General features: G+C 42.5%; 10 protein-coding genes and 4 pseudogenes. 10 read left to right on the forward strand and 4 right to left on the reverse strand.

Features of this window, described 5'->3' with window-relative positions; genetic code table 11:
• Window positions 1-94: 94 nt before the first annotated feature.
• From JZM30_RS21965 to JZM30_RS24135, 8 genes and pseudogenes are all read left to right on the forward strand, one after another.
• Window positions 95-778 (forward strand): annotated as a pseudogene (locus JZM30_RS21965) (N-acetylneuraminate synthase family protein); the annotation flags it as partial.
• A 54-nt stretch (window positions 779-832) separates the two neighbouring features.
• Window positions 833-1027, forward strand: a complete 195-nt coding sequence (locus tag JZM30_RS21970) for an SAF domain-containing protein (protein ID WP_252321412.1) — start codon at window positions 833-835, stop codon at window positions 1025-1027.
• A 31-nt stretch (window positions 1028-1058) separates the two neighbouring features.
• Window positions 1059-1562 (forward strand): MBL fold metallo-hydrolase, encoded by a 504-nt coding sequence (locus JZM30_RS21975; protein WP_252321330.1) that lies wholly within the window; start codon window positions 1059-1061, stop codon window positions 1560-1562.
• A gap of 482 nt (window positions 1563-2044) precedes the next feature.
• On the forward strand, window positions 2045-3115 hold the full coding sequence (locus JZM30_RS21980) for an AMP-binding protein (protein WP_252321331.1): 1071 nt from the start codon (window positions 2045-2047) through the stop codon (window positions 3113-3115).
• Window positions 3102-4176, forward strand: a pseudogene (locus tag JZM30_RS21990) (LuxE/PaaK family acyltransferase). The gene JZM30_RS21980 and the pseudogene JZM30_RS21990 overlap by 14 nt, the downstream one beginning before the upstream one ends.
• Window positions 4177-4345: 169 nt before the next feature.
• On the forward strand, window positions 4346-5362 hold the full coding sequence (locus JZM30_RS21995) for an acyl-CoA reductase (protein ID WP_252321413.1): 1017 nt from the start codon (window positions 4346-4348) through the stop codon (window positions 5360-5362).
• Window positions 5363-5797: 435 nt separating this feature from the next.
• Window positions 5798-6520 (forward strand): annotated as a pseudogene (locus tag JZM30_RS22000) (RNA polymerase sigma factor FliA).
• 138 nt (window positions 6521-6658) lie between these two features.
• Window positions 6659-6941 (forward strand): annotated as a pseudogene (locus tag JZM30_RS24135) (flagella biosynthesis regulatory protein FliZ); the annotation flags it as partial.
• 98 nt (window positions 6942-7039) lie between these two features.
• On the opposite strand, the gene JZM30_RS22005 reads toward JZM30_RS24135, so the two are convergent.
• The 4 genes from JZM30_RS22005 to JZM30_RS22020 form a co-directional block, all read right to left on the reverse strand.
• Window positions 7040-7297 carry a hypothetical protein gene (locus JZM30_RS22005; RefSeq protein WP_252321333.1) on the reverse strand — a complete coding sequence of 86 codons (258 nt, stop codon included), beginning with the start codon at window positions 7295-7297 and terminating at the stop codon, window positions 7040-7042.
• 12 nt (window positions 7298-7309) lie between these two features.
• Window positions 7310-7804: a hypothetical protein gene (locus JZM30_RS22010; RefSeq protein WP_252321334.1), complete on the reverse strand. Its 495-nt coding sequence runs from the start codon at window positions 7802-7804 to the stop codon at window positions 7310-7312.
• Between the two features lie 655 nt (window positions 7805-8459).
• Window positions 8460-8651 carry a hypothetical protein gene (locus JZM30_RS22015; RefSeq protein ID WP_308167207.1) on the reverse strand — a complete coding sequence of 64 codons (192 nt, stop codon included), beginning with the start codon at window positions 8649-8651 and terminating at the stop codon, window positions 8460-8462.
• Between the two features lie 645 nt (window positions 8652-9296).
• Complete coding sequence (locus JZM30_RS22020) at window positions 9297-10580, reverse strand: phage/plasmid replication protein, II/X family (protein ID WP_252321335.1); 1284 nt, start codon at window positions 10578-10580, stop codon at window positions 9297-9299.
• A 223-nt stretch (window positions 10581-10803) separates the two neighbouring features.
• Between JZM30_RS22020 and JZM30_RS22025 the strand changes: the two genes are divergently transcribed.
• Both JZM30_RS22025 and JZM30_RS22030 read left to right on the forward strand, forming a co-directional pair.
• Window positions 10804-10977: a hypothetical protein gene (locus JZM30_RS22025; protein WP_252321336.1), complete on the forward strand. Its 174-nt coding sequence runs from the start codon at window positions 10804-10806 to the stop codon at window positions 10975-10977.
• Window positions 10978-11066: 89 nt separating this feature from the next.
• Window positions 11067-11429, forward strand: a complete 363-nt coding sequence (locus JZM30_RS22030; protein ID WP_252321337.1) for a hypothetical protein — start codon at window positions 11067-11069, stop codon at window positions 11427-11429.
• Window positions 11430-11911: the final 482 nt, after the last annotated feature.

Raw genomic sequence — 11911 nt, forward strand, 5'->3', positions numbered from 1 at the left:
AAAAGATGGAAAGTGTATTGGTAGTGGGAACCGACCGTATTTTATTGCTGAAGTTAACTCAAGTCACAATGGTGATATTGAAATAGCGCGGAAAATGATTGATAGCGCTAAAATGGCTGGGTGTGACTGCGTAAAATTCCAGTCTTGGTCTGCTGATTCGCTCTATTCAAAGGACTATTATGACAGTAATCTGGTTGCAAAAAGAATCATTTCAAAATTCTCCCTTGCCGAAATTGAGTTATTAGAACTGGCAAAATACTGTCAGAGCGTAGGCATTGCGTTTGCCCCAACGCCTTATTCTCGACATGAAGTGGATTTTCTTGTAGATGAATGTGGAGTACCTTTTATCAAGGTAGCTTCGCAGGATGTGAATAACTATCCCTATCTTAAATACATCGCGAGTAAGCAAGTTCCTATTATTTTATCGACAGGGATGGCCGATATCGAAGAAGTGCGCAAGGCTGTCGACGCCATTACATCACAGAATAATCAACAAATTATTCTATTGCACTGTGTGTCAATTTATCCTGCCGCACCGGAAACGATTAATCTTAATAATATTGTAGGTCTAAAAGCACTTTTTAAAGATTATCTCGTCGGTTTTTCTGATCATACATTAGGTGTGGAGATTCCAACGGCATCGATTGCGTTATGAGCGACTGTCATTGAAAAGCATCTTACTCTGTATAAAACCAAAATGGGGATGGATAACAACATGGCCATTGAACCGGATGAGATGAAACAGTTGGTTGATCAATGTAATAATGTTTATCTGAGTATGGGAAGCGAAACTCGCGTCGTTTCTGCGTTAGAATTGGCTCAGCGTGAAAAGATGCGTCGTAGTGTGGTTTTTGTTCGAGATTTACCGGCCGGACATCAGCTGCAAATCGAAGATTTAGATGTTAAACGTCCCGGAACGGGTCTCGCCTCTGAGTGGATCGAGCAATTGGCGGGATACACTCTGAAGAAGGATGTTAAAGCAGACAATTTAGTCTCGGTTGAAGATATTGTTGAAAAATTAAATTAACATGTATACTTGTACGGTTAACGGCGTGACAGTGAGGCGTTTTGTCTATCTTTATATTAACGCCAATATGTATTTCATCGTAGATAATGGACGAGCCATTGTCATCGATCCGCACCAGAGTGATGAGCTACACGCTTTATTAACATCACAGGATATCATTGATATCCTGATTCTGTTGACGCATGAGCACCCTGACCATACATCAGGGGTTAATTGGGTTCGGACATTTGCCAATTCTACGGTGATCTGTCAGGATTTTCGTGCTAAGAGTATAGCAATAGAAAAGAATAATCGCCCAGTGTTATTATCCTTTATCCTTGCTGAACAAGATAGAATCAATAATACAAATACGGCTGATGAATTTAATAAAATCTTCCCTCAATATGTATGTGCAGCGGATATAACCTTTTCTCAAGAGTACATTCACCAATGGCAAGGAAGAACAATAAAGTTTTTATCTACGCCAGGTCACTCTAAAGGGAGTGCAGTGATTATTTTTGATGAAATGATGATTTTACCGGTGATTCGTTGTTGAAAAAAAACCCGCTATCACGCGTTTCCCCGGGGGAAGTACAAAAGACTATAATAATATTACCCTACCTTTTCTAAAGTCATTAGATGAGGATATGCTTTGTTTTCCTGGTCATGGAGATGAAGGCACGCTTAAGGAGATATTTCATGATTTTTGACTTTTCTAAATATTCTGACAATACTGCCGTCGTTACTGAGCAAGGTAATACAGTCTCTTATCGAGAGCTTGATGAATTTTGCTCCAGACTTGCTCAGAATGTAAAAAAAGATCATTGATATTTAACTTGAGTGCTAACTGTTTGGGGTCATTAATCGGATATTTGATGGCATTAAAATATGGCCATGTATCATTAATGCTCAGTGAGGATATTAACGAGGAACAACTTAATAATTATATATCAATTTATCAGCCTGAATATATATGTTCCTCAAGCTCTATCTGGCCGATTCTCCTATCCTGTCATTTATACAGCACATGAATATTCGTTGTTAAGCGTTTCCAAGAAACAAACAGGTATGCATGATGAATTGGCATTGCTGCTGACCACATCAGACTCGACGGGGAGTCCAAAATTAGTACGACAAAGTTATAATAATTTGGCAGCTAATACTGCATATATTGTTGAATATCTCAATATTGCAGCCTCTGAACGGGCTATTACGTCATTGCCCATGAATTATACATATGGGCTTTCGGTCATTAATTCTCATTTAAGTCGTGGGGCCAGTTTATTTCTTACGAAAGCGACTGTGATGCAGAGAGACTTTTGGGCTCAGATGACACAATATCGCATTACGTCTTTAGCTGGCGTCCCTTTCACTTATGAGATGTTGAAAAGACTCCGTTTCACATCATTAGCATTGCCTGATTTAAAAACGCTGACGCAAGCAGGGGGAAAATTGTCTCCTGATTTGCACCGTGTCTTCGCGCATTATGCTAAGGATAACAATAAATCTTTTGTTGTAATGTACGGTGCTGCTGAAGCAACGGCTCGTATGGCGTACCTACCCTCTGATAAAGCTATCGATAAATGTGGCAGTATAGGTAAAGCTATCCCCGGCGGAGAATTTGCACTCTGTGATGAACGAGGAAACCTTATTGCCCAGGAGGGCGAGGTTGGTGAGCTGATTTATTGGGGAGACAATGTTGTATTAGGTTATGCGGAATGCCGTGAGGATCTTCAAAAGGGAAATGAATTTCAAGGGCGCCTTTCTACCGGTGATATGGCTCGCTTTGACAGTGAAGGATACTATTATGTTGTTGGACGGAGAAAACGGTTCCTCAAAATTTTTGGCAATCTAGTCGGTTTAGATGAGGTTGAAGTACAACTTCGTGACGCTTTTCCTGATATTCACTGCGCGTGCGCGGGCATTGATGACAAAATGTATGTATTTATTACGGATGATAGCGTTAGCGCCCAAGTCAAGCGTTTCTTGGTTGAGCAGACCCAACTGAATCATATCGCCTTCAAGATTATCACGCTCTACAGCATTCCAAAAAATGGAGCCGGAAAAACGCTCTACTCACAACTGGAAGCATATTATAATGCAATATGATGATATTCTTCATTCCTTGCCTTACTCACTTAATAGAGAAGAAAAGCGCGCTTTGATTTTGCAGCGTTTATCCGATCTGACGGCGTATCATTATGCGCATTGTTTGGCTTATCATCGCATTTTGAATGGTTTGAACCTGGCACAGGTAAATTATCAGGCAGTTGAAGATATTCCTTTTATTCCTGTTTCTTTATTCAAAGAGATGGCGCTTTCCAGCGTTGCTTCGGACCAGATCGTAAAAACCATGACATCCTCAGGAACTACGCGTTTCCAAGATCTTTCTAAATAAAGCAACTGCTGCTAATCAACAAAAGACTTTAGTAAAGATTGTTAATGATTTTATTGGCCCATCGCGATTGCCATTGTTGATTATCGATTCTCCATCGGTCATGAAAGATCGTCGACTTTTTTCGGCTCGTGGCGCTGGTATCTTCGGTTTTTCGATTTTTGGTACTGATAGGACCTATGCGTTGGACGATAATATGGAGTTAGATTTTCCAACAATCCTTGCTTTTCTGGATAAGCATCGTGGTAAACCTATATTGCTGTTTGGTTTTACATTTATGGTATGGCAGCATTTCTATAAGCAGCTGCTTGCAAACGATAAAAAAATAGATCTCTCCTCTGGCATATTAATCCATGGTGGCGGTTGGAAAAAATTACAGTCTGAAGCAGTCTCTCCAGCTGGATTTGTTGCTGCATTGAATCAAGTTTGTGGCATACAACGCGTCCACGATTATTATGGGGTGGTTGAATAAACCGGCTGTATCTACATGCAATGTGAAGAAGGCCATCCGCATGCTAGTATTTTCTCCGATATTATTATTCGCAATCACAACGATTTTTCGGTATGTGCTGAGGGAGAGCCGGGCATTATTCAGGTGCTGTCTCTGATCCCCGAATCATATCCTGGACACTCTCTTCTCACCGAAGATCGGGGAGTCATATTTGGAGAAGACAATTGCCCCTGTGGTCGTAAGGGCAAATACTTCAAGATTCTTGGGCGTGTAAAAAATGCTGAACTGCGAGGATGTAGTGATACCTATGCAGCACAATTTTGAGAACACATCTTTTTTGGTGGGGAATATCACTGCACTCCAGCAGATGAATAGTTTGCGCGCGCTCCCTGTTTGATGAAGAAATCATCGATTTTTTGAACAGTCTGGCAAAACGCTTATTCCTTAATACATTAGCGAAAACCTATCCTGATGTGATTAGTTTTGCTTTTTGGTGCCGCAAGAGTTCTGTATTAAGCATGAAACAGGGATATCCGGATTTGTCGACCCGTTGTGGGCGTGGTGTCGCTTTCATATTGCCCCCTCGAACGTTGCCGTCAACTTAGCCTACTCGCTGGTTGCAGGGCTGTTGAGTGGCAATGCGAATGTGGTCAGGGTGCCATCGCGTGATTTTCAGCAGGTAGAGATCATTTGTCACGAAATAAAGATGACATTGCAAGAGCATCCGCAGATTTCACCTTATATTTGCCTGATACGTTACGAGCGTGATAAAGCAACTAATGATTGGCTTTCTGCACGTTGTCATAGCCGGTTGATCTGGGGAGGTGGCGCCACGATCATGGCGCTCCGCGAATCACCTATGCAAGCGCGAAGCATCGATATTGCCTTCGCAAATCGTTATTCTTTTGCATTGGTGGATGCGGCTCATTATTTGTCAGTACCGGATAAACGTGCTGCAGCTGAACATTTTTATAATGATACTTTCTTGACGGATCAAAATGCCTGCACTTCGCCAAGGTTAATTATCTGGTTAGGTCGCGATGATGAGGTGAACTCGGCACGTGCGACGTTTTGGGCTGAATTTGAAGCATTTTCTCAGGAGAGATATATCCTTCAGGAAGCTGTTGCTATCAAAAAATTGACTCAGTTTTGCCTGTTGAGTAGTGCACGTGAAGGGGTAACGAAAGTATCTGGGGATAGAAATCTGGTTTATCGTGTCCAATTGGACTCCCTGGATGAAGAAACGATGAGCTTAACTGGCGCTGGTGGCTATTTTATGGAGTATCTGGCGCATGATATAAGTGAAATATATCCTGTGTGTGATGAGCGCTGTCAGACAATCTCTGTGTTGGGAATAACCAATAACACACTTGCTACCTTTCTTTCTCAGTATCACCCCAAAGGTGCCGATCGTATTGTTCCTATGGGAAGAGGTATGGACTTCAGTTTACAATGGGATGGTTATGATCTGATTTACACGCTCTCACGGACCATCAATCTTACACTCTAAAACTTGATCTGTTGTTGCCGCTCAATTCATTGAGATAAATCAGGCAATAAATACACATATTCCCCTAAAAGTCCTGGCCTCAAGTCGGGACTTTTTTCTTTCAGAATCAGATGGATCGATGCAATCGGCGTTGGGTTTCACAACGGTTGCAGAGGTTAGTCAGTCAATCATATGTCGCTGCGTCAGGGTTTTTTGTTCACCGGTACGGAATATTGAGTAATAAAGCTAAACAGACTAGTCTGCATACCAGCCAAAGCGACTAACCCACTGACCAGACTGCTATTCATAACGCCATCTTCCTGAAGGACTGATAGTATGTCGATATTGTCACATACCCCAAATAGCCCCCTATTTACATCCCTATTCGCAGCATTGGACACTCTACGCAAACGCATAATAGTGTCGATAACACTATCATCGTAGGTATTTGTCACTGTGAGCGATCTGTATACCGCCGAAGGCACAATGGATAAGAATTCCCTCTGGCAGCTCTATGTTCCATTAGTACGCCATGAAGCCTTGCGTTTACAGGTTCGCCTTCCCGCGAGCGTTTAGCTGGACGATCTGCTGCAAGCAGGAGGCATTGGCCTGCTGAGTGCCGTTGAACGCTTCGACTCTTTGCAGGAAACCGCCTTTACCACCTACGCCGTGCAGCACATCCGAGGTGCGATGTTGGATGAGTTGCGCAGCCGGGATTGGGTGCCGCGCAGTGTGTGGCGTAATGCGCGGGAAGTGGCACAGGCGATGCAACAGGCGGAACAGCAACTCGGCCGCACGCCCACGGAGCAAGAAGTGGCGCAGTCGTTAAACATCACGCTGGAAGATTATCGTCAGATATTGCTGGATACCAATAATAGCCAGCTGTTCTCTTACGATGAATGGCGTGAAGAACACGGCGACAGTGCTGAGGCGCTTCTTGAAGGCAATGAAGAAGCGAATCCGCTACATCAGCTGATGGAAGGCAGTTTACGCCATCGCGTGATGGACGCTATCGAGAATTTACTAGAGCGTGAGAAATTGGTTTTGACGCTCTATTACCAGGAAGAACTCAACCTGAAAGAAATTGGGGCCGTTCTTGATGTTGGTGAATCTCGTGTCAGTCAGTTGCATAGCCAGGCGATAAAGCGACTGCGCGCGAAGCTTATGCAGGAACAGTAACCACTGCATGCAGGAATAGTGTTATCAAAGGATATCGGGCTTTACGCTCAAGCATGTCTTACAGCGTCATTGACATATAATGGCGCCGCTGCATAGTGGCCTGCGTAAAAATGATATCCACTCTCATAGAATAGATTCATGCTGTCTTCACCGCGAAAAAAACAGCTTCTTAGCCGCTATTTGAAAGACTTCAAACATAAGCAAACCCATTGCTCAAATTGCAGGAAACCCCTCGATCGCGTATCGCTGGTGTTTCGCAATCAGCTTATTAATAAAAAAAGTTTGGGTGATTTTGATCGCTTGATTGAAGAGGATGTATGGCTGTCGCTACAATATGAACTTATTCCGGTGTGTCGTTTTTGTAGCGAAGTTTTTTGTAACACACACCAGTTATTTCAAGATCAAGGATTTTACCCATTATGCGCACCCGTGCGCCAATAGCCCAATCTACGCCGTCATCGTCACCAAAGCCCCTGAACGGCATTGCTGGCACGTTCTTTGTCTTCGACCATCAGGCGCTTATAGCGCTTCTAAGGCCGCTAAAAGCCAAACCCGCCTTGCAGGACGCTGACGCGCATCACAAAAACACCCCCCGCGCAACACTTCTCTGGCCATCCGCGTAGCTGCCGCTTCTTGCGACGCCTGCTGAAGTTCTTCAACTGTCACCGGCGAAGGGGGTGAGAAAGGTACGCCCTGATAATCCGGTTGTGATGCAGAATGCATCATGACATTGTTGACGATATCTTTCATTGCCGGTAGCGGTAACGGCGCTGTCATTTTTTCAGCCTGTTATGATACCGCATCATCAGATGAAATACGGGAAACTATTTTTTCCTTGAGCTCTGATGTCAGTGATATATTACCTAACTGATGCGTCTTTTTACGCAGTCGACATTCAATATTATAAGAAACAGGATGCAGATAACTCTCTTTATAATCATAGGTGATTTGAACACGAGGCAATACAGGATACCCAGAAGCAAAAATCCCCTCACCGTCATACCCGGAAACAGAAAAAGAAACGATATCCGAATTTCCTTTTTCTTGTGAATGAAACACACAGGCAGACAAGGCCGTTAAATCGTTGCTAAACAATTTACCCTGCCCGTCCTCAGAGACAAACTTGTAGCCCTCACCGGTTTCAGACCAATCACCCATATAGACATCAGACGCACAGGAAAAGTTTTCCATTTGATAGACAGGCGACGGTTTAAAAACAAAAAGCTCAACCTTATCGGGCACGATAACAAAAACAGACTTTGATGGCACAGAATCAAAATTCACAACTCCACCACTATAATCAAAAACGGAAGAACCATCCGCCGTTTTTAAATAAAACCGGCCATTTTTTCAACCTCTCCAGATTTTGTTAGTTGAATATTTTTATTCTCTTCAAATGCATGCACCTCAATATCAGATGGCGTTATCAGCCCCATCTCGACGAGTTTATGTGCCCATACCTCGTTCTGCGAAAATGGTATCGCAGGCACATCCTGTGAACCGGCTTTATCATCGCTGAATAGGACATCGCCGCCTCTAAAGCCAACCCGACAGCCACAGTCTGAGGTGTTCCGCGCAACCCCTCCGCTAACGCCCGTTTGCTAAAAATACGCGACATCACCTTACCAAAACCGGATTGCTCTGCCGCATGGGTTACGGCCTTCGCCCGGGCAACCTTGGCAAATTCTGCATCATTGGCCGCTGACATGGCCCCCTGTTTGCTGCCGGCGGAAATGAAGGTGCAACAGACGGAGCAGGAACAGGTTTAGGTTCAGCCTGAGCAAAAGCCATCCCTGAAAAGCCTAATAACATCAAAGACAAAACTACCCGTTCAATCCCTGTATTACCGCCCATGCGCATAGTAACCCCCAGATAAACCCCAGCATATTCCAGTCAAGCATCGGCATAAAAAGGGGCGTTGCGGCCCCTCCCCCGTTTATTAAGCGCTTTTGACCATGCGCAATAAAAAGCGAACCCCGGCATAGGCTGCATACAGCGTCATTAACGTGGCGGCGATAGCAAGAATACCAGTGGAAACCGTACTAAAATTTACCGCATTGGTGAGAGGTGTTAAATCTACGCCCGTACTGCCTGCAGGAGGGTTAGCCCATGCAGGCATTCCCAATCCCATCGCAAAAAAGACCAGTAGCGCAGCAAAATACCCTTTTACTATTTGCATAAAAGACTCCTTTAAAAATAAATGCCGTTAACCGTGCTTAACCATATTCAATAAAACCCCAAGCCCTTTGGAAAATAAATACAGCGCACACACGGAGGTAAACGCAATACCCCAAAATTGTCCTGTTGTTGCCGGGTCAATCACAGAGGATTGCGGATATGGCAACTCGGATAATGTCAAGGTGACAGACTGGCAATGCTGAGAAGATGGCATATCGCAAATCTGTCCGTTAACCGTTATATTTTGAGATGCCATAGCGTATTACCTAATAGTAAAAAAAAGCTAACTTACAACATGCTCTAAGATTTGCCCGTAATTAGTTCCCTTCTCTTTTTGTTGATTTGCTTGTTCGTATACTCAAATGTGCGCTTATAACCTGAAACACGACAATGCAAATCCACAATTTCATCACCCACCCCACCAATGGTTTTCTTGGAGCGTATTTTTAAAAAAGAAGGAAAACTATAGGCATCAATAGCAGGTACAATAACAATATTATAATAAAAGCCGCCACTGTTAGTGACCCCAGTAATTTTTTCCTGAAACTGTTGTTTCTAAATTCGCTAATTCAATCATAATAGAACCTCTTTTTGTATATTAAGCGTTAATCACTCGTTTGAAATCATAAATATTCTCTGCTCTATCAAAAACACTGACAGGCTCAACATACCAATCAGTACGCTGATGACTAAAGTCAACATTGATAACTTTAAGCAACGGTACAATATTCGATTTATCTGCACTAAGATTTTGCAACTGAGCTTTACTTATTCCAATTGACATCAAATCGGTAACATGCCGCCAAAAAGAATTGCGCGCCATGGCTTGAGATACAGCATCATAACCTTCATTTACCAGTCGTCGATAAAATCCAAACAACCTTAACGCTTTAGAATAACTGATATCCCCTTTGGGAGTGATAGTATGAAAACTCATCTTTAACAATTCAAGGATTTCATCGTCGCAATAAATGTTCATAACATTACCTTCCAAGGCTTCCAATAAATCACGAAATGCAAAAGACCATAAATCCGCAATCAGTGACTTACCATCACAATCATATTTTATCTGATATTTAACCGCATCCCAGAACCGCATCGGGATACCAAAACTCCTAATAAACCGCTGCACTAAACGTGCTTCAAATCGCACCAAATTAGAAGAAAAATTTTGAAGTTCAGAATTTGATATTATCGCAAAACGACGCTTCACCGCATCATTATCAGGTTTTTTCTTAATTTCTCTACGCAACTCATCAACCTGCTTTAATAATTCAGGGTGTTTTAAATAAGCTACCAATATCCTGTGCCGACTACCTTCATTCCATGTAACCGTAGTTTCATGCTCCTGCGCCTTGGTTCTCTTGGTTTGTCCATTACTGACATTGCGTAAACAGTATATAACCTGTTTTGAAATAAATTCATTTTCAACTTTTGCTGAATAGGTGACATCCATGCGATCGATAAGAGTCTGCTCAATATAGAGCATGTCATACAATTCTGGCAGTGAGATTGCCAGATTATAAAAAAACTCAGCACCACACAAAGCCAAATCGGTGCTACCGAAAACATTATGACCTTGTAGCAGCTTTGCCGGAGATGCCTTAAGTTCCACGCACGGGAACCGATTGAAAGAACCCGCATAAACTTTCATCGCTAACCAGCTGTAATGTGTGGGCAAAGAATCAAACGGATGAGTCAGCCCTGTAACCGTCAAATCACCATTAATCTCAAATTCAACAGCACGTGCTGATAACCGAAGTCCTGAAATCTTGGCGACCTGCTCAAGATCGATGTAGGTACCTCCCCGCTTGTCAGCAGACTTAACAGTGATTAAATGCTCTGTTTTAAAAGGAATAGACAACTTAAGCAGGTCAATCATGAATAAGGCAGCCTTATGCGTAACTGTTGAAGTTACTATAAGAACCAATAAAGGTTACTGTCAACATAAAAGTTAAGTAAAGTTACATCAAGAGATAATAAGGAAAATTCACATGAAGACAAAGAAATGCGTTGGTTTGATAGTTACGTAGACGAACTTAAAAAAACTTAAATTACCAAGCGATTATGCTGTCGCCCAGTTCCTAGGGATACCAAGGCAGAGTATGACCAAAGTAAGAAATGGAGCAGTTTTAGGGCATGATAAATGCCTCAGGATAGCTACCGCCCTAAAAAAAGATCCTCTGGAGATCATAGCCACGGCTGAAGCCCAAAAGGAGAAAAACAAAGATCTAAAAGCTATATGGTTAAAGCTAGCAAAAGAAAGAGGGAATGAATAATACGTTCCAAATTGGAACAAGAGTCCACTATTGATAGTGGACTCTGTACGATTTTTAACCACCATATCCGCTAGGAAAGGTCTCACTGAATGCCTGACGAAAAATCACTCATCATTGCGTATGACTGCAAAGACAGTATCGATTTTGATGAAAAAGCAGATGATTTTCCGCTTAGAAGAATTAACAATCTGGCAACAATAAAAGGGCTTTTACTAAACACGTTTTTAAATTTAACAGACGAAGATGACGCACCAACCTACAGACCCTACAAAGAAACGCTCAAGCCAGAGGATCAAGAGAAAGAAATGGTTTTATGGCTACAAGAAATGAGTATGGATTTTTTCACATTCAAAAATGAAGACAACCTAACCTTAAATAAGAAGCTCAAGATATTGAATAATTTGTGTTTTTTCCCACCGATGTATTTATGGCTGGATGGCGAAGAAATCTAATATTCTTCCTAATGGCACAGGTGCGCATAATGGCGTTATGTATAAATCTGGTTCGGGCGCCCCATGCCGACGCAGTCGCGGGGCTGAACCCGATTCAACATAACGGCGTATCAAATTAGTGAACCTCATCCGTGAGGTTCACTGTGTAGGCTTAAATATACTATTCAACGGTTTTCCAGTAGAGAATGACGAGTCGCTCTATCATTGTGGCTTGTAGTTGAACCCTTTCGACCAATTCCACGCAAGTGCCATGGGGGAAATAGTTAACTGTAATATATCATTGACGTGTGTGGTTGAGATATCAGGAATTATTCCTTTTACACTTTTGCTTAACGCCATTAGATTTTCATGTAACTGTATGGATGGCGTTATTACTCTTTCATCAGCGATTGCATGCATAAAACCTCCGATTTTTTCATACGGCATGATTAAAGTATATATGACAAATTGCATATCACTGCAGTGATATGCAATCACCACTT

This window comes from Candidatus Symbiopectobacterium endolongispinus, assembly GCF_018777385.1.
Classification (GTDB): domain Bacteria; phylum Pseudomonadota; class Gammaproteobacteria; order Enterobacterales; family Enterobacteriaceae; genus Symbiopectobacterium; species Symbiopectobacterium endolongispinus.

Excerpts from the sequence above, each read along its gene's own strand:
- JZM30_RS21970 (WP_252321412.1), top strand. The coding sequence starts at position 833 with ATGCGTCGTAGTGTGGTTTTTGTTCGAGATTTACCGGCCGGACATCAG.
- JZM30_RS22030 (WP_252321337.1), top strand. The coding sequence starts at position 11,067 with ATGCCTGACGAAAAATCACTCATCATTGCGTATGACTGCAAAGACAGT.
- JZM30_RS22005 (WP_252321333.1), bottom strand. The coding sequence starts at position 7,297 with ATGACAGCGCCGTTACCGCTACCGGCAATGAAAGATATCGTCAACAAT.
- JZM30_RS22025 (WP_252321336.1), top strand. The coding sequence starts at position 10,804 with ATGACCAAAGTAAGAAATGGAGCAGTTTTAGGGCATGATAAATGCCTC.
- JZM30_RS22015 (WP_308167207.1), bottom strand. The coding sequence starts at position 8,651 with ATGGGATTGGGAATGCCTGCATGGGCTAACCCTCCTGCAGGCAGTACG.
- JZM30_RS22020 (WP_252321335.1), bottom strand. The coding sequence starts at position 10,580 with ATGATTGACCTGCTTAAGTTGTCTATTCCTTTTAAAACAGAGCATTTA.